The following is an 18,101-nucleotide window of genomic DNA, read 5'->3' on the forward strand; positions in this document are numbered from 1 at the left end:
CTAAGGGAAGCTCTTAATGTTTAGCTATATTGCGGTCTTAATGTTTTTCGTTTATTAACATGCTGCTCTGCTCCAAGAGCGGCGATTGCGCCATCAGCGGCAGAAATGACTGCTTGTTTAACCAATGTTCTACGGGCATCACCGCCGGCATACACACCGTCAACGCTTGTCCGAAGATTTTCATCCACCATGACATAGCCTTCCTCATCTCGCATTACAGCGCCTTTTAAAAATTCTGTTCCTGGTTTCAGGCCGCCAAGGTATAGGAATACGCCGTCGACCGACCAAATTTCTTCTTCTTTTTTATCATTAAGCACTACAATTTTTTCAACACTATCAGTTCCTTGAATATCTCTGATGCGGTGGCGTTTATAGATTTCAACATTTGATTTAGCTTCTAATATAGAAAGGTCAACTTCGCCTTTTAGTTCTACAGTTGGTATTAACAATTTTACTGTTTTACAATACTTTGCAAGTGTTTCAGCCTCATGAACCGCCTCCTCGTTATCACCCATTACGGCTACAACTTGATCTTGATAGAAAGCAGCATCACAGGTAGAACAATAGCTTACGCCGCGGCCGGTGTATTCTTCTTCGCCCTTAATTTTGCTTGATGGAGCTTTGGCGCCCACTGCAATAAAGACGCTTTTGGCTTTAATTGTTCCTTCCGCAACCTCAATCTTTTTAATTTCCTCGGAAAAATCAACTGATAGAACGTTTGAGCGAACAAATTCTGCACCGAAATCCTTTGCTTGCGCTTGCATTCTCATTAACAGTTCAAGTCCGGTCAACTCTTCACGAACACCTGGATAGTTGGCGATTTTATGAGTAATGGCGAGAGTGCCTGCTTTAGGTGCTTTATCAATAACAAGAGTTTTCATCTTGCCGCGGGCTGCATAAACAGCAGCAGATGCACCAGCGGGACCACCTCCAATTGCAACAAAATCATAAACTTCTTCAAGGACTCCGTCGGTTACTGGTTTAAAAATAGAATCGGCAGTTTCTTCGTTGTTTGTCGGCTGGGAGGCAGCAGCTGGCTTAGCTTCCTCTGAAAGGCCAAGAAGCTTGATGAATTTTTTCTCCTGGAAGCCTAGCACGAGTTTTCCGTTAATCAATGTAGCAGGAGTTCCGTAAATTTTACGTTCTTTCAATTGGTCAAAATATTCCTTATGTATAGAAGCGTTACGCTCTTCATATTCAAAGCCGTTTTCTTTCAAGTATGTCTTAACCTTTTCACAATAGGGGCAGCCTGTACTGCTATATACAATAATTTCGGGTTGGGTCATTTTTAAAACCTCCTAATCCTCTTCTTATTATTAATAGTAATATAATTACTATATAAAAGTCAAACCTTTTTAATAATAATTCTAATTTAATTCGATATAAAAAGCCCAACTGGGTATAGTTGGGCTCCTTAATGATTTTCTTCTATTATATTGCTTTTCCAAGAAACGCTGTCAGCATCCATACATGTTTTTCTAATCCTGAATGAATGGCAAGAAGCATGTCGCCTGTCGTTTCATCATTTTGTTCTGCAGAAAAGCTCATGCCTTCCTTTAATTCGCCAATAATGATTGAGAAATCATTGATGACAGACTGAACCATTTCACTTGCTGCTTCATTTCCAGTAGCTTCTTGAATAGAAGAAATTTCAAGACACTCTTTCATGGTGGCTACTGGGCTTCCACCGATTGCCAGCAAGCGTTCAGCTAATTCATCCACATGGGTTCCAGCCTCATTGTAAAATTCCTCAAATTTAGCGTGCAATGTAAAGAATTGTTCACCTTTCACATACCAGTGGTAGTTATGTAATTTCATATACAGGACAGACCAATTGGCGATTTGTTTATTTAGAACATCAACTAACTGATTGCTCATCTTAAAAAACCTCCTTTTTTGTTTTCTCTTTTATAATTACCTAATCATCGATGGATATCCTTCCTCGATTCAATGAAATCCATGACAAATTAGTGAAGGTCGCTTCCATTTATATTCCAAACTGTATGTTACAGCGTTGAAACAAATTGTAATAAAGTATCCTTAATTATCCTCTAATGGAAAAATACTAAAATTAAAATGGTCGAGGATAAAAATTCCAAATGCAAGATAAACGTTATCATATTAACTATGAATCTTTCATTTTTATACTTACCACTTTTTGGCTAATGATTAAGTATGTTACAACTGATAGCCTTGAATGTAGAGAGACGAACGAAACTAGGAGGTTATCAAATGAATAAATTTAAAAAACTATTAATTTCAGCCGGATTAATTTTATCAATGTCCGCATTCACATTAAACGGGACGACAGAAGCAGCAACTACTACTCATAAAGTTCAATATGGTGAAACATACTGGAAACTCGCGGTAAAGTTTGGTGTACCTGTAAAATCATTAATGCAAGCCAACAATGCAACAAGTTCATATCTTTATGCAGGTAAAACTCTAGTAATCCCAAATTCTTCAGTTACTGCAGCGGAGAGAGACTTAATGGCTCGCCTAGTTCATGCAGAAGCCAAAGGTGAACCTTATGCCGGAAAAGTAGCGGTAGCAACAGTTGTTCTAAACCGCGTTGCTAGCGCTGATTTCCCAAACACAGTCCGCGGTGTAATCTATGAAAAATCTGGTGGTCACTTTGCATTTACACCAGTTATGAATGGTGCTATTAATCAACCAGCAGATGCAGCTTCTAAGAGAGCTGTAAATGAAGCACTTGCATTTAGAGGCCAAGGCAATGGATCCCTATTTTTCTATAACCCTAAGACAGCGGTAAGCAAGTGGGTAGCAACACGTCAGGTTACTGTAAAAATTGGGAACCATGTTTTTGCAAAATAATGCATCTATTTTATAGGATGCTAAAAAACGCAGATTCTATACAAAAAAGCAGCGAATCCATTGATTTTGATGTTCGCTGCTTTTTTGTATATAAATTGTTGGTGCATTTTTTATGCAAATGAGAGTAAGTTATGCAAAAATACATAATCTTTAACGGCATTTTTTATGAAATTAGATTATATTGGTTGGCATGGAAATTGCAATTATTTAAAATAGTTAGTCAACTTTTTTGTAACGAAAGGAGGAGCCTAATAATATTAGCAAATTAAAGATGATATACAAATCTAATGTAAGGGCTTACAAGTGGAAGAACGAAAAGTAGGGGGCTGATAAATTTGGGCAATACTACGCTTAAACGTTCATTAGGGTTATGGGCAATTGTTGGTCTTGGGTTAGGCTATATGACACCCACCATCGTGTTTGATACTTTTGGAATTGTCTCAGAAGAAACAAATGGAGTCGTCCCGCTTGCTTATCTTACTGCACTGCTTGTTATGCTGTTTACGGCAATCAGTTATGGGAAAATGGTGCAGGTTTTTCCAAGCGCTGGTTCGGCATACACGTATACAAGGGAAACGATGAGTCCGCATCTCGGCTTTTTAGTAGGATGGGCAGCATTGCTTGATTATATTCTTCTGCCAATGGTCAATGCTCTGATTATTCGGATTTATATGGTTTCTGTATTTCCTGATGTACCAGCATGGATTTGGGTGGTGACCTATGTTGCGGCAGTTACTGCTATTAATGTTTGGAGCATGGGTAAAACATCGAATTTAAATTCACTGCTTGTTGTGTTTGAACTTGTGTTAATCGCTGCATTTATCGTCCTAGCTATTTTAAAGCTTTCCCAAGGCATGGGGCAAGGTACTATTTTTACGACGGAACCGCTTTTTCATTCAAACGTACAGCTTAGTGCAGTTCTAACAGGAGCAACTGTAGTTTGCTTCTCTTTTATTGGCTTTGACGCCGTAACTATGTATGCGGAAGAAGCTGTTGATCAAAAAACATTGCCGAGGGCTATTATGTTAACGGTCTTTATCGGTGGAGCTATCTTTTTCGTTGCAGGATATTTTGCCCAAGCATTATTTCCTGATATTTCTGGCTTCAAAGTGACGGACGATACGCTCCCGGAAATTGGTCTGTATGTAGGGGGACAGTTTTTCCAGCTTATATTCCTAGCTGGAGCCTTTGCAGCAACGGTTGCATCCGGTCTTGCTTCCCATGCCAGTGTATCCCGTCTTCTTTATGTAATGGGACGAAATGGAGTCCTCCCAAAACGGATTTTCGGTTATGTTCATCCGAAATATCGGACCCCAGCTTTTAACGTTATACTCGTAGGCTTTGTTTCACTTCTAGCGATCGCTCCGAGCTTAGAATTAATATCTTCGTTTATTAACTTTGGTGCATTGATTGCCTTTACATTCGTAAACTTGTCCGTTATTTCCTATTTTGTCTTCCGCCATAAAAGGTATAAAACAGGGAAAGATATCTTCTCCTTTTTAGTAATGCCACTCCTTGGGGCTGGCTTAACAGGGATTCTGTGGGCTAATCTTCAGGCTGATGCCCTTATCGGAGGAATCATTTGGATTATTGTTGGGTTTGTCTACCTTCTTTTTCAAACTAAATTTTTTAAAATCAAAATGGGTGATTTTGCTTTCGAAGATGCTGATCGCAATACATCGCTTTAAAAATAGCGGAGGAGCTGTAACCTGCTCCTCCGTTTTTTATTGAAAAGGGGAGCCTCTAGAAAAAAGTATGGCATAAAACTTGCAGGTAAATAAATTGAATTTTTAAAAAAGGAGAGTTGATACTATTTGGAGAATGTTACCCTTAAACGTTCACTTGGCTTATGGGCAATTGTTGGCCTTGGATTAGGTTATATGACACCGACCATTGCGTTTGATACTTTTGGAATCGTATCCAAAGAAACCAATGGTGTTGTTCCGCTGGCGTATATTACAGCGTTAACCGTTATGCTTTTTACCGCGTTTAGTTACGGGAAAATGGTACAAGTTTTTCCAAGCGCCGGTTCGGCTTATACTTATACAAGAGAGACGATGAGTCCGCACCTGGGCTTTATCGTCGGCTGGGCTGCATTGCTTGACTATATCCTGCTCCCAATGGTTAATGCGTTAATTATTCGGCTATATATGGAGTCGATATTTCCGGGTGTTCCTGCCTGGCTGTGGGTCATTAGTTATGTTGCGATTGTAACTTTAGTCAATATTTGGGGGATAGGAAAAACATCTAATTTAAACTCACTGCTTGTTTTGTTTTCCATAATTTTGATTGTAGTCTTCATTGCCCTAGCCTTTATTAAGCTATCACAGGGTATGGGGCAAGGAACTATTTTTACAACTGAGCCGCTTTTTCATGCAAATGTCCAATTAGGGGCTGTATTAACAGGGGCGACGGTGGTTTGTTTTTCCTTTATCGGCTTTGATGCTGTTACAATGTATGCAGAGGAAGCAGTAGATCAAAAAATAATGCCCAAAGCCATCCTGCTTACGGTGTTTATTGGCGGGGCAATCTTTTTTATTACAGGTTATTTCGCACAAGCTCTCTTTCCCGATGTTTCAAATTTCAAAGTAACGGACGATACACTTCCTGAAATTGGGTTATATGTCGGCGGAACGCTATTTAAGCTGTTTCTAATTGCAGGCGCTTTTGCTGCAACCGCTGCATCAGGACTGGCATCCCATTCAAGTGTATCCAGACTTCTATATGTAATGGGGAGGAATGGAGTGCTTCCTCGAAAGCTGTTTGGATACGTTCATCCAAAATTTCGAACCCCTGCCTTTAACGTGGTCCTTGTTGGGATTATTTCATTGCTGGCAATTACTCCAAGTTTAGAACTCGTTACTTCAATTATCAATTTTGGAGCACTGATTGCTTTTTCTTTTGTTAATTTGTCTGTAATTGCACATTTCGTATTCCGTTTAAAAAAATATAAAACGGCTAGGGAAATCTTTTCTTACTTAATTATGCCGCTGATTGGTACGGTATTAACAGGGGTTTTGTGGACAAATTTACATATTGATGCCCTGATTGGCGGGGTCGCCTGGATTGTGATCGGTATTCTATATATGGTATTTCAAACTAAAATTCTTAAAACAAAAATAACAGATTATCATTTTGAAGAAGTTGGATAGAACATCGTCAATAAAGTAGAAAGCGCATTCAAAGGAATGCGTTTTTTTAGTATCAGATTATTTATTCAAAATTGCATAATATAATCATTTTTTCATAAGGTTTCTAGTCATTTTTGCAATATTTGATTGGAAGGTCCTAAAAATTGTAGTTAATTAACACCTTTTTATGTTGGCACGGAAATTGCTAATTATGTTAATAACAATAAAAAATGAGGTGTTAATCATGGCTATCAAATCACTTGATGTCAAAAAGGATAAGATTTTAACAGAAAAGGATAATGCGCTTCTTGAATTTCAGGAAACGCTCAAGGAAGCGGTTGAAATTATGAATTATCCGAAGCAGGTATTTGAAGTTCTTAAGAAGCCGATGAGATTTTTGGAGGTAAGCATTCCGGTCCGAATGGATAACGGACAAACCGAGGTTTTTCAAGGATACCGTGCCCAACATAATGATGCTGCCGGGCCAACAAAAGGAGGAATTCGCTTTCATCCCGATGTGACAGCGAATGAGGTAAAGGCTTTGGCTGGCTGGATGAGCCTAAAATGTGGTATTACCGATCTTCCTTATGGTGGTGCCAAAGGCGGGATTATCTGCGATCCCCGGAAAATGAGTCAGGATGAGCTTGAAAGGTTGAGCCGTGGATATGTCCGGGCGGTCAGTCAAATTGTCGGACCTACTAAGGATATTCCTGCTCCAGATATGTATACGAATTCGCAAATTATGGCTTGGATGCTTGACGAATATGATCACATTCGTGAATTTGATTCACCTGGGTTCATTACTGGCAAGCCGATAGCCCTTGGCGGCTCTAAAGGCAGGGAGACAGCCACCTCTAAAGGCGTATTGTATACATTACAGCGAGTTTGTGATTTACGAAAAATGTCTTTAAAAGATACCCGGATTATCATCCAAGGCTTTGGTAATGTCGGCAGCTATCTTGCTAAATATTTATATGATTTAGGGGCTAAGGTCATTGGCATTGGCGATGTATTGGGTGGTTTATATGATGAAAATGGTCTGGATATTCCATACCTGTTGGAAAATAGAGACTCCTTTGGCATCGTATCCAACCGTTTTGACAACTCCATTACGAATCAAGAGTTATTAGAAAGAGAATGTGATGTTTTAATTCCTGCAGCGATTTGCGGGGTAATTCATAAGCATAATGCCGAGAAAATAAAATGTCAGATCATTATAGAAGCAGCCAATGGTCCAACGACAAAGGATGCTTTAAAGATATTGGATAAACGCAATATTCTTGTTGTCCCTGATATATTAGCAAATTCAGGCGGAGTTGTTGTTTCTTATTTCGAGTGGTGCCAGAATAATCAAGGCTTTTATTGGACGGAGCAGGAAGTGGATGCCCGTCTGAAAGAAAAAATGAATATGAGCTTTGGAAATGTCTATAACACGGCGAAAAAATACAACGTCAATATGAAAATTGCCGCCTATATTGAAGGAATTCAAAAATTAGCCGAAGCTTCTAGATTGAGAGGATGGCTGAAATATTAATCCATTCAAGGGGGAATTAATGAATGAAACTGGAAATTTTATCTGAGCAAAAAGAGCGTCAGCTGTTACATTACTTTTGCCTTATTTCAAATAATCACCGCTATGATTTAGCGATTGGTTATTCAGAAAACTTTTTTGGAAAAGCAATGGTGACCTCGATTCAGACAGGGAAAATGGTCTTGCTCTGTCAAGACGATACCTATGAAGTTCACCATTGGGCAGACAGGCTGGGAATACAGGAAGAGGATATTCCTGAATTTCAAGAATTCTTTAGACTGGTATTACAATCACGTCCTTTTCAGGAGCAATATTAAAATGAGGATAGAAGGTGATTACATGTATTTTGGAGTCCTGCTTAGCCCTTGCTTTGGAAGAGTAGAAAAGATTCCAATCAAACATTCTGCTAGAATTTATGAATGGGAACCATTGTTCACGATTAGAAAAGAGGATGGCATGTTCGAAATGGTTCAAACATCGTTGAGCGGAAAAATTGAATCGATTGAGGTGCAGGAAGGTGATTATGTCATTCCAGGAATGGTCCTCGCTTACGTAAAAGAGGATTTATTTGTTACAGGCAGTGACTAATTGGCACAAGGGAAGATGTGGTGCATATGGGACCATATCTTCTTTTTTTTAGAATACTATTTTAAAGATTTAGAATTAAATGGTAGTATAAGAATGATAAGGTTACAGGGGGGAAGTAAAACATGTTTTCCGTCGAAAAGGAAAAGATAAAGCCGATTATTTCAGTTGCTGTCGATGAAAGTAAAGAAGTTTTTCGCTCGACCTTAAGGAACCTTAGAGAACCGTTTATTTTCTTAAAAAAACAAGATCAATTATTTGCTTATGCCGCATTGAATAAACAATTGCAGATGAAGCTTGAAAAGGAAGACTTTTCGCAAGAACTGCTGAATGAATACACAAAACCAATCGATAGCATTTGCTGTCTTAGCGAGCACATCTCATTTACAGATTTATTCCAAATTATTGGAGAACCTTTTGCCATTATAAGATCGGAGGATGGCAGCCCACAAGGTTACATAAGCCGCGAAGATGTTCTGGCAGAACTTTTTAAACAAGAAAATAAAAGCGTTGACCTGCTCAAAATTCTCCTTACATCTATTCCAATGGGGATTTTTGTCTTAGACAAAGAAAGGCATATTATTAATTGTAATGAATCCGGTTTAAAAATGATTAAATCGACTGCTGACAAGGTTTTAAACTCTCCGGCGGAAAAAATTTTTAGCGGAGAACACTTGAACAATGTTTTTTCTACAGGGAAAACACTGCTGAATCACCTTGAATTTACGAACGGTGTTGGTGTGCTTGTTGATTATAGCCCGATTGTAGGTTATGACCTTAGAGTGGAAGGGGCAGTAATTGTTGTTCAGGACTTGCCGATGGTCGAAGAAATGGCTATGGAAATTGAATATATTAAGGATTTGAATAAAGATTTAAATGCCATTCTTTCTAGTATTTATGATGAAATTCTGGTGGTGAATGCTAAAGGAGAGCTGATCCGCTATAGTGAAAACATTATCCAAGACTTTTGGCAGGTGGATTTACAGGAGCTAATTGGAAAAAATGTACTTGAACTCGAGGATCAGGGGCTGTTTACACCATCCGTTACGAGATTAGTGATTGAAAAGAAGAAAAAGGTGTCTGTTGTTCAGGAAACAAAAAGCGGCAGGAAAATTCTTGCTGTAGGTAATCCGGTTTTTAATGAGAAAAATGAATTGGACCGGATTATTGTGGCATCACGGGACATTACTGAAACTACTAGGTTAAAAAGCGAATTGCAGGAAATGAAAAAGATTTCCGAGCAATATAAGAAGGAATTAGATAATTTTAAAAGTAAGGATCGATTTTTAAAGAAGCTGATTTATTGCAGCCCGAAAATGGAAAAAATCATGAATCAGGTTCAAAAGATTGCGGAGTTTTCCTCTACGGTGCTGCTAAATGGGGAATCAGGAGTTGGGAAGGAGGTCATAGCCCAAGCGATTCACCATTTGGGCAGCCGCTCGCATAAGCCGTTTCTTAAATTAAATTGTGGCGCGATTCCGGAAAATTTATTAGAGAGCGAATTGTTTGGCTATGCCAAGGGGGCTTTTACAGGTGCCGATAAAAACGGCAAAGACGGCTATTTCAAACAGGCAGATGGAGGGATTTTGTTCCTCGATGAAATCGGAGAGATGCCTATGCATTTGCAGGTAAAATTACTGCGTGTGCTGCAGGAGCAAGAAGTCATTCCTGTCGGAAGTACAACACCGATTAAAGTGAATGTGCAAATCGTTGCCGCAACCAATAAAAAGTTATCCAAAATGGTCGAGGAAGGCACCTTTCGGGAGGACTTATTCTATCGCTTAAATGTCATTCCCATACAAATTCCGCCGCTTCGAGAACGGACAGAGGACATTTCCTTATTGGCATTTCACTTTTTGCAGCAGCTGAATGAAAAGTATAACCGCAATTATCATTTAACACCAGACGCTGTTAATGTCCTTGAATTCTATTCATGGCCTGGGAATGTACGGGAGCTGCAAAATATTATTGAAAGATTAGTAGTAACCGCTGACCATGCTGCGATCGATGCTGAGTTTGTCAGTCAATTTTTATCATTAGGCTATGAAAATAAGAAAATGAAGCCTGTAATTACCAGAGTGATTCCTCTCCAGGAGGCCATAGATCACGTCGAGGAACAGCTGATTATGCTGGCAATGAAACAATACAAAACGACGACAAAAGCTGCTAAAGCATTGGGGATCAGCCAATCTTCAGTAAGTCGTAAATATCAAAAAATCTTAAACGATAAAAATATGACTATTGAAATATAAAAAAATGAAAGCTATTTCATGAGAAGGTGTCAGGCACCATGTAATTTTACATGGTGCCTGACACCTTCTATTGTTATGCAGAAAGAAATAACGTTATGCAAAAATGAATAGATTTAATAGCTCTTCGTGTTTCCTTTATCTCAGTTGGAGCACTCCAGGCCATACGCCGCTGACCAGGCACTTCCGCTTTTCTAAGTTGGCACAGTTCTTGCATTGTTTAGTAGTGAGGTATTTAAAAGGGGGAATCGATAATGGTCGAAGTAAAAGCAAAAGTGATCAATCTTAAGATGTATATTGATGGTGAATGGAAGGATGCTGCAAAACAGGAAACCCGGCCTGTCATTAATCCGGCAACTGGAGAAGTGATTGCCTATGCTCCTGAAGGAACAGTCGAAGATGCCCGTGCAGCCATCTATGCAGCACGAAAAGCCTTTGAAGACGGTGTATGGTCAGGATTATCAGCACAAGAAAGAGCCTCCTATTTATTAAAAATTGCTGACAAAATTGATGAATATGCTGACGAGCTGACAGAACTTGAAACGATGGATAATGGAAAGCCATTAAGGGAAGCCGGCTTTGACGTCGCTGATGCAGCCGCATGTTTCCGTTATTATGCAGGATTGATTAAAGCGCCGGATGGTCAGACTTATCATGTAGGCGATCCAATGCAGGCCATGGTTGTCCGTGAGCCAGTTGGTGTATGCGGTCTTATTGTTCCCTGGAACTATCCGCTATTGATGAGTGTTTGGAAAATTGCTCCTGCACTTGCTGCCGGTAATACCATCGTCTTTAAGCCATCAGAAGTGACTCCAATAACACCGAAAAAGCTGTTTGAAATCTTTGAAGAGGTCGGCCTGCCAAAAGGTGCTGCCAATATGGTAATGGGTGCCGGACCAGTAGTTGGAAATGAAATCGCTTCCCACCCAGAAGTAGATATGGTTTCCTTCACCGGCGGGACAAAAACAGGAAAGCATATCATGAAGACTGCGGCTGACACAATGAAGAAGGTTTCATTGGAATTGGGCGGCAAATCGCCAAATATCATTTTTGCTGATGCTGATTTTGAAACGGCTGTCGATTATGCCTTATTTGGCATCTATGCAGGTGCAGGCCAGGTATGCTCAGCTGGGTCAAGAATTCTTGTTGAAGAAAGCATTTATGACCAATTTGTTGCCCGCTTTGTAGAAAGAGCGAAACAAATTAAGGTTGGTCCTGGCAATGATGCGGCTACAGAAATGGGACCGCTTGTAAGTGCACAGCATTTAGAAAAAGTACTTGATTATATCGAGCTTGGAAAACAGGAAGGAGCTAAAGTTGCCTGCGGCGGCAGTCGCATTATTCATAATGGTTTGGAAAATGGATATTTTGTTGAACCGACCGTATTTGTAGATGTTAAGCAAGATATGCGAATCGTGCAGGAAGAAATTTTTGGTCCAGTTGTAATCATCCAAAAATTTAAGGATGAATCGGAGGCAGTGAAGCTTGCCAATGGCACTGTTTACGGCTTGGCGGGAGCAGTTTTTTCTAATGATGGCGCCAAGGCGCTGCGGGTGATTAAAAAGCTGCGAGCTGGAATTACTTGGGTCAATTCCTACCATCCTACTTATAATGAAGCACCATGGGGAGGATACAAACAAAGCGGTATCGGCCGCAGTCTTGGCACATTCGGTCTCGAGGAATTTCAAGAAATTAAGCAGATTAATATTAATTTACAGGTTGAACCAGTTGGCTGGTTTGAAAACTAACCATTGTTGTGCTGTTTTAAGCGGACCTTTCCCGGTTTTAACTGAATTGTAGATATCGTTTTAAATCGTGTAGATATATTTTAAAAACTGTAGATATTTTCACAATTTGTGTAGATATTAGCAGAAAAAGTGGGGATATCCCCAGAATTTGTGTAGAAAAACCAAACGCAAACCCTAAAACACGATTAAAACTAATTTAAAAAGAGGAGCGATAATATGAGTATCGATTTATCACGAGAGACAAAAAGTGAACAAATGCAAAATGTGACCGAATATATTAACAAGGTTTTAAGTTTAGTAGAAAAAGAGCAAATCACGAAGGAAGATGCAGCATGGATTACAAAGGAAACGGTTGACGGCTTCCGTGAGCATGTCAATCCAGGCTTCCTTGAATACCGAAAAACCGTTACCGAAGGAGGCCAATTTGCAGCCGTTGAATGGTCTGATAATGGAGCCTGCTTTAAAGATGTAAACGGAAAAGAATACATCGACTGTCTTGGTGGATTTGGGATTTACAATGTTGGCCACCGCAATCCAAAGGTCGTGAAGGCCGTAACGGATCAATTGAAGCGTCAGGCGCTCCACAGCCAAGATCTGCTCGACCCGTTAAGGGCGATGCTGGCGAAAATTTTAGCAGACATTACCCCAGGTGATCTGAAATATGCTTTTTTCACTAATAGTGGTACGGAGAGCGTTGAAGCAGCATTGAAGCTTGCCAAAATGTACAGCGAGAGGACGACGTTTATTTCGACAACCCGAGCCTTCCACGGAAAGAGCCTAGGGTCCTTATCGGGTACAGCAAAGGGAATGTTCCGTAAGCCATTCCTGCCACTAATTCCAGGCTTTCGTCATGTTCCGTTTGGCGATATGGATATGATGCGAAAGACATTTGAAACGTGCTCGCTTGTCGGTGAAGATGTAGCTGCCGTTATATTAGAGCCCATTCAAGGCGAAGGTGGAATTATTCTGCCGCCGGAGGGATATTTAAAACAGGTACGTGAGCTTTGTGACCAATACGGAGCGCTTTTGATATTTGACGAAGTGCAAACAGGGATGGGACGGACCGGAAAAATGTTTGCTGCAGAATTATATGATGTGGTGCCGGACATTATCTGTCTTGCCAAAGCGTTTGGCGGCGGTGTGATGCCAGCGGGGGCTATTGTGGCAAGGGAGAAAGTGTTCAAAAGCTGGTTCCCAAATCCATTCATGCATACGACAACCTTTGGTGGTAATCCATTAGCATGTGCCGCAGCAATTGCCACAATTGGTGTCTTAATTGAAGAAAACCTGCCAGAAAGAGCGGCTGTTGTCGGGGAATACTTCCTTGAAGAATTGAAAAAAGCATCCAAAGGGCATGAGGACAAGGTGCAGGAAATCCGCGGCCAAGGCTTAATGATAGGGGTCGAATTCCATAAGGATGAAATCGGCTATGAAGTGTCCAAAGGAATGTTTGACCGAGGTATCCTTGTTGCAGGGACTCTAATCAATTCCAAAACCATTCGGATTGAGCCGGCACTAACGATCAGCTATGACGAGGTAGACAAAGTGGTAGGCACCTTCAAACAAGTATTAGAACTTGTAAAGGAAGCATAATTTAACAATTTTTTGGAAGCAATCGGGACTCTGCCGATTGCTTTCCTTCCTACTAAAATCAAAAATGGAAAATATATATATTTACAGGGGGAGTTCAAAAATGGACGATCGATTTGTTAAACAGGAAACGGCAATTCCAGGGCCGAGGTCTTTAGCGATATTAGAGCGGAGAAATAAGTATGTCCCAAGGGGAATCAGCAATAATTGCCATTCCTTTGTAAAAAAAGCACAGGGGGCGGTAGTTGAGGATGTTGACGGTAATTTCTATATTGATTTTGCTGGTGCTATTGGAACGATAAATGTCGGTCATTCTCACCCCAAAGTGGTCGATGCTGTTCAAGAACAGGCAAGTCAGTTCATACATACGGGATTTAATGTCATGATGTATGAATCCTATATTGATCTTGCAGAAAAATTATGTGAGCTTGCACCCGGTAATTTTGCAAAAAAAGCAGCCTTTTTTAACAGTGGAGCAGAAGCGGTTGAAAATGCCGTGAAAATTGCCCGAAAATATACGAAACGACAAGGGATTATATCTTTTACACGGGGATTTCATGGCAGAACGTTGATGACAATGACGATGACAAGCAAGGTTAAGCCTTATAAATTCGGCTTTGGTCCTTTCGCGCCTGAAGTGTACAAGGCACCGTATCCGTATGTTTACCGCCGTCTTGATGGGATGAGTGAAGAGCAATATAGTCAAATGATCATTGAGCAATTTGAGCAATTTCTTCTAGCTGAAGCTGCTCCGGAAACAATTGCTGCAGTGGTAATGGAGCCTGTTCAAGGGGAAGGCGGTTTTATCGTACCTGATATCGCTTTTGTAAGAAAGGTAAAAGAAATCTGTACAAAATACGGAATTCTCTTTGTTGCAGATGAAATTCAAACAGGGTTCGCACGAACAGGAAAGTATTTTGCCATTGATCATTTTGGCGTTGTCCCTGACTTAATTACAATTTCTAAATCAATGGGAGCAGGGGTGCCAATCAGCGGTGTTATTGGCCGAACCGACATAATGGATGCGGCGGAGACAGGTGAAATCGGCGGAACCTATTCAGGCAGTCCGCTTGGCTGTCAGGCTGCACTGGCGGTGTTGGATATTATCGAAAGCGAAAAACTTAATGAACGGGCACAAATGCTGGGTAGTAGAGTCATAGAAAAAATGAAACAGCTGAGCATGCGCTTTGACTGCATTGGGGATATTCGCGGTCTTGGAGCCATGTGTGCGATGGAAATCGTTAAAGATAAACAGACGAAAACTCCTGACAAAGAAGGGGTAGCAAAAATAGTAAAAGCAGCCGGTGAACGCGGGCTGTTATTATTAAGTGCCGGGCTATATGGTAATGTGGTCCGTCTTTTGATGCCGATTACCATCTCAGAAAAACAATTTGAAGAAGGATTCCAAATACTTGAAGAAGCCTTTGCTGTCGTTTATCATAAAAGTGAAACTATTTTTTTGGCTGGGAGGTAAGGAAATGGGTGTCGTGAACCAAGGGTATCAAATTTATCCAATGTATATTGATGGAAAATGGGTCGGCAATGATTATGAAATTTTCACCGAAGTGATCAATCCAGCAACGAAAGAAGTAGTAGGGGCCATTCCAACTGGAGGGGCTTTGGAAGCAGAACAGGCTGTTGACGCGGCGCATCGCGCTTTTAAAACATGGTCGAAAAAAACCGCTGAAGAACGCAGCCGTCTTCTTATGAAATGGCATCAATTGATAGATGAAAATAAACATGAGATTGCTAGAATAATGACGATTGAGCAAGGCAAGCCGTTGAAGGAGGCACTTGGCGAGGTTCTTTATGCCAATGGCTTCATTTCTTGGTATGCGGAAGAGGCAAAACGCGTATATGGAGAAACTATTCCAGCATCCCATCCGAATAAGCGGATCCTTGTCCGCAAGGAACCTGTGGGAGTAGTAGCTGCGATTACGCCGTGGAACTTTCCTGCAGCTATGATTACTAGAAAGGTAGGACCTGCGCTTGCTGCAGGATGTACTTGTGTAGTCAAACCGGCGAACCAAACGCCGCTCACTGCCTTGAAAATGGCCGAGCTTGCTCATGAAGCTGGGATTCCTAGTGGAGTTATAAATATTATTACTGGTAAGTCATCTGAAATCGGGGATGTTTGGCTGAACGATCCACGCGTGACGAAAATTACCTTCACAGGCTCAACCGAGGTTGGTAAAACGTTAATGCGCGGGGCTGCTGAAAATGTTAAAAAGGTATCGCTCGAGCTTGGCGGCAATGCTCCATTTATTGTCATGGATGATGCCAATTTAGCAAAAGCTGCAGCCGGACTAGTGCAATCTAAATTCCGTAACGCAGGGCAAACCTGTATTTGTACAAATCGAGTCTATGTCCAAGAGAGCGTGGCAGATGAATTTATTAAACTTTTCAAAGCGGAATTAGAAAAGCTGAAGGTTGGCAACGGGCTTGATGAAGGAGTAGATATCGGTCCTTTAATTGATAAATCAGCTTACAAAAAAGTTGAAGCGCTAGTCAATGATGCGGTTAAACATGGCGGAAAGGTTGCCTATACAGGCTCGAAGCCTGAGGAAGCAAATGGCTTTTTCTATGCACCAACGATTTTAACCGAAATAAATGATGAAATGGAATGTATGAAGGATGAAATCTTTGGACCGCTTGCCCCAATTTCAACCTTTAAATCAGAAGAGGAGGTTATTGGACGAGCAAATAATTCTCGCTTTGGTTTAGCAGCCTATGTCTATACCGAAAATCTAAGCCGCTCCTTTAGAATTACCGAGCAGCTGGAATATGGCATTGTCGGTCTGAATGATGCATTGCCATCAGTCGTGCAGGCGCCATTTGGCGGCTACAAGGAGAGTGGACTTGGCCGAGAAGGCGGACACTTTGGAATTGAGGAATTTTTAGAAGTGAAATATATTTCGATTGGTTTAGATTAATCTATTCATTAATAACAAAGCCGCGGCTGGTAAAGAGGTACAGCAGCGGCTTTTGTTGTACAAAAAAGGGGTAACTTTAAAGTTGTTTGGCGGAATAAATGAGAAATTCCGCGGAATCCTGGAGAAAGCTGGCGGAATAAATCAAAAGTTCGGCAGAATTATTTTGGAAACCCGCGGAATTCCGAAGCAAATCGGCGGAATCCTGCAGGGGCTCAGTTCAGGGAGGAGTATACAAATTAAGGTTGATGCTATTCATAAGATTATACTTTATACCACACCAATTACTGTGTTACGATAAAGTGAAAAAGAAATGCTTTTGAAATGGGGGCAGGGCTTTGATTAAAACGCTTTTGTTTGATGTTGACGGGGTTTTATTGAGTGAAGAGCGGTATTTTGATGCTTCCGCATTAACTGTTTGGGAAATGCTGATGAGTCCCAACTACTTGGGAATTTCCCCTGAGAAATTTAATACGAACCCTAGTGAAGAGGAAGTAAAGAAAATCAGGGAAACAGTATTCCAGCACGATAAAATTCTTAAATTTCAAAAATCCCGTGGCCTAAACGCCAACTGGGACATGATCTATCTATCCTTCAGCCATCAATTAATCCACCTGTTGGCTCAAATTAAGGATAAGGAGTTTGAGAAAATCTTCACATGGTGTCAGGCACCAATTGACCGAAGTGTATTAGTAGAAATCGGAAAGGTGCTGTCCCAATATGAATTTGAGCTTGATTTTTGCTCATTTGTGGCAGATTTTGAAAATTCGACAGCGATGAAGGATGAACTGCTTCAGCATCTCAATGTTCTTGCGAAGGAAAAGCTTGGGGTGGAGACTTCGATTTTTGAAAAGGGTGAGCTTTGGTTCGTCTGCGAGCATGTTTCCCAGGAATGGTATGTTGGCGACGAGCACGTTCTAGCCTCAACCGGACGGCCATCGGTACAAACCGGTAAACAGGGCTTTTTGGCAAACGAAACGACCTTAGCTCCAAAAGAGAAAATTGCCGAGCTGTTTCAGTTTCTAGCTTCTTCGGGATTTACAATCGGAATCGGAACAGGCCGGCCTGAACTAGAAACAATCCAGCCATTTCAACATTTACATTGGCTGCAGTATTTCGATGCCAAACGAATTGTTACGGCTGATGATGTTTTGAAGGCGGAAAAAGAAAACACTGATCAGTCTTCGTTGTCTAAACCGCATCCATTTACATATATCATGGGACTTAAAGGAAAGGGCACCTCTGTAAAGGAATGTTTGGAAACAGCTTTGCCGATTGAAAATGGTGAAACAGTTCTTATTGTCGGCGATTCATTAGCTGACCTCTTAGCTGCAAGACAATTGGGGTGCAAGTTTGCGGCAGTTTTAACTGGACTATCGGGAAAGGCCGCTAGAGCTGAATTTGAAGAACACAAGGCGGATTATATTCTTGATTCTGTACTAGAAGTGAAAACCATTTTATAAAAGAACTGGTCCTATGGTACAAAATACGTTAAATTTATT

At 40.8% G+C, this 18,101-nt stretch carries 15 protein-coding genes; 13 read left to right on the plus strand and 2 right to left on the minus strand.

Going from position 1 to position 18,101, the window contains the following annotated elements; all coding sequences use genetic code 11:
* Nucleotides 1-20 precede the first annotated feature (20 nt).
* Together IE222_RS06330 and IE222_RS06335 are read right to left on the minus strand one after the other, a co-directional pair.
* Entirely contained in the window at nucleotides 21-1,286 is a 1,266-nt protein-coding gene (locus IE222_RS06330) for an FAD-dependent oxidoreductase (RefSeq protein ID WP_191270825.1), read from the minus strand.
* Nucleotides 1,287-1,431: 145 nt separating this feature from the next.
* Nucleotides 1,432-1,878 (minus strand): Dps family protein, encoded by a 447-nt coding sequence (locus tag IE222_RS06335; protein ID WP_191270827.1) that lies wholly within the window; start codon nucleotides 1,876-1,878, stop codon nucleotides 1,432-1,434.
* Between the two features lie 354 nt (nucleotides 1,879-2,232).
* Here IE222_RS06335 and IE222_RS06340 point away from each other — a divergent pair, with 354 nt between their 5' ends.
* From IE222_RS06340 to IE222_RS06400, 13 genes are all read left to right on the plus strand, one after another.
* Nucleotides 2,233-2,835, plus strand: a complete 603-nt coding sequence (locus tag IE222_RS06340; protein WP_191270895.1) for a cell wall hydrolase — start codon at nucleotides 2,233-2,235, stop codon at nucleotides 2,833-2,835.
* Between the two features lie 335 nt (nucleotides 2,836-3,170).
* The gene (locus tag IE222_RS06345; protein ID WP_191270829.1) at nucleotides 3,171-4,523 is read left to right on the plus strand and encodes an APC family permease; all 1,353 of its coding nucleotides are present in this window, start codon (nucleotides 3,171-3,173) and stop codon (nucleotides 4,521-4,523) included.
* Between the two features lie 126 nt (nucleotides 4,524-4,649).
* Nucleotides 4,650-5,987, plus strand: a complete 1,338-nt coding sequence (locus tag IE222_RS06350) for an APC family permease (RefSeq protein ID WP_191270831.1) — start codon at nucleotides 4,650-4,652, stop codon at nucleotides 5,985-5,987.
* 223 nt (nucleotides 5,988-6,210) lie between these two features.
* Entirely contained in the window at nucleotides 6,211-7,500 is a 1,290-nt protein-coding gene (locus tag IE222_RS06355; RefSeq protein ID WP_191270833.1) for a Glu/Leu/Phe/Val family dehydrogenase, read from the plus strand.
* A gap of 23 nt (nucleotides 7,501-7,523) precedes the next feature.
* Nucleotides 7,524-7,814 carry an SAV0927 family protein gene (locus IE222_RS06360; RefSeq protein WP_191270834.1) on the plus strand — a complete coding sequence of 97 codons (291 nt, stop codon included), beginning with the start codon at nucleotides 7,524-7,526 and terminating at the stop codon, nucleotides 7,812-7,814.
* Between the two features lie 22 nt (nucleotides 7,815-7,836).
* Nucleotides 7,837-8,085, plus strand: coding sequence for a biotin/lipoyl attachment domain-containing protein (locus tag IE222_RS06365; protein WP_191270897.1), 249 nt, complete (start codon nucleotides 7,837-7,839; stop codon nucleotides 8,083-8,085).
* Nucleotides 8,086-8,207: 122 nt separating this feature from the next.
* Nucleotides 8,208-10,334: a sigma 54-interacting transcriptional regulator gene (locus tag IE222_RS06370; protein ID WP_191270836.1), complete on the plus strand. Its 2,127-nt coding sequence runs from the start codon at nucleotides 8,208-8,210 to the stop codon at nucleotides 10,332-10,334.
* Between the two features lie 272 nt (nucleotides 10,335-10,606).
* On the plus strand, nucleotides 10,607-12,079 hold the full coding sequence (locus IE222_RS06375; protein ID WP_191270899.1) for an aldehyde dehydrogenase family protein: 1,473 nt from the start codon (nucleotides 10,607-10,609) through the stop codon (nucleotides 12,077-12,079).
* A 216-nt stretch (nucleotides 12,080-12,295) separates the two neighbouring features.
* Nucleotides 12,296-13,672: a putrescine aminotransferase gene (locus IE222_RS06380; RefSeq protein WP_191270838.1), complete on the plus strand. Its 1,377-nt coding sequence runs from the start codon at nucleotides 12,296-12,298 to the stop codon at nucleotides 13,670-13,672.
* A gap of 100 nt (nucleotides 13,673-13,772) precedes the next feature.
* Nucleotides 13,773-15,143 carry a 4-aminobutyrate--2-oxoglutarate transaminase gene (gene gabT, locus IE222_RS06385; protein ID WP_191270840.1) on the plus strand — a complete coding sequence of 457 codons (1,371 nt, stop codon included), beginning with the start codon at nucleotides 13,773-13,775 and terminating at the stop codon, nucleotides 15,141-15,143.
* Between the two features lie 40 nt (nucleotides 15,144-15,183).
* Nucleotides 15,184-16,602 carry an NAD-dependent succinate-semialdehyde dehydrogenase gene (locus tag IE222_RS06390; protein ID WP_191270900.1) on the plus strand — a complete coding sequence of 473 codons (1,419 nt, stop codon included), beginning with the start codon at nucleotides 15,184-15,186 and terminating at the stop codon, nucleotides 16,600-16,602.
* A 55-nt stretch (nucleotides 16,603-16,657) separates the two neighbouring features.
* Complete coding sequence (locus IE222_RS06395) at nucleotides 16,658-16,900, plus strand: hypothetical protein (protein ID WP_191270842.1); 243 nt, start codon at nucleotides 16,658-16,660, stop codon at nucleotides 16,898-16,900.
* Nucleotides 16,901-16,937: 37 nt separating this feature from the next.
* Complete coding sequence (locus tag IE222_RS06400) at nucleotides 16,938-18,062, plus strand: HAD family hydrolase (protein WP_191270844.1); 1,125 nt, start codon at nucleotides 16,938-16,940, stop codon at nucleotides 18,060-18,062.
* The last annotated feature ends 39 nt before the right edge of the window (nucleotides 18,063-18,101 follow it).

The organism is Neobacillus kokaensis (assembly GCF_014656545.1).
Lineage (GTDB): Bacteria > Bacillota > Bacilli > Bacillales > Cytobacillaceae > Neobacillus > Neobacillus kokaensis.

Excerpts from the sequence above, each read along its gene's own strand:
- IE222_RS06330 (WP_191270825.1), bottom strand. The coding sequence starts at position 1,286 with ATGACCCAACCCGAAATTATTGTATATAGCAGTACAGGCTGCCCCTAT.
- IE222_RS06335 (WP_191270827.1), bottom strand. The coding sequence starts at position 1,878 with ATGAGCAATCAGTTAGTTGATGTTCTAAATAAACAAATCGCCAATTGG.
- IE222_RS06340 (WP_191270895.1), top strand. The coding sequence starts at position 2,233 with ATGAATAAATTTAAAAAACTATTAATTTCAGCCGGATTAATTTTATCA.
- IE222_RS06355 (WP_191270833.1), top strand. The coding sequence starts at position 6,211 with ATGGCTATCAAATCACTTGATGTCAAAAAGGATAAGATTTTAACAGAA.
- IE222_RS06360 (WP_191270834.1), top strand. The coding sequence starts at position 7,524 with ATGAAACTGGAAATTTTATCTGAGCAAAAAGAGCGTCAGCTGTTACAT.
- IE222_RS06365 (WP_191270897.1), top strand. The coding sequence starts at position 7,837 with ATGTATTTTGGAGTCCTGCTTAGCCCTTGCTTTGGAAGAGTAGAAAAG.
- IE222_RS06370 (WP_191270836.1), top strand. The coding sequence starts at position 8,208 with ATGTTTTCCGTCGAAAAGGAAAAGATAAAGCCGATTATTTCAGTTGCT.
- IE222_RS06380 (WP_191270838.1), top strand. The coding sequence starts at position 12,296 with ATGAGTATCGATTTATCACGAGAGACAAAAAGTGAACAAATGCAAAAT.
- gabT (WP_191270840.1), top strand. The coding sequence starts at position 13,773 with ATGGACGATCGATTTGTTAAACAGGAAACGGCAATTCCAGGGCCGAGG.
- IE222_RS06390 (WP_191270900.1), top strand. The coding sequence starts at position 15,184 with ATGTATATTGATGGAAAATGGGTCGGCAATGATTATGAAATTTTCACC.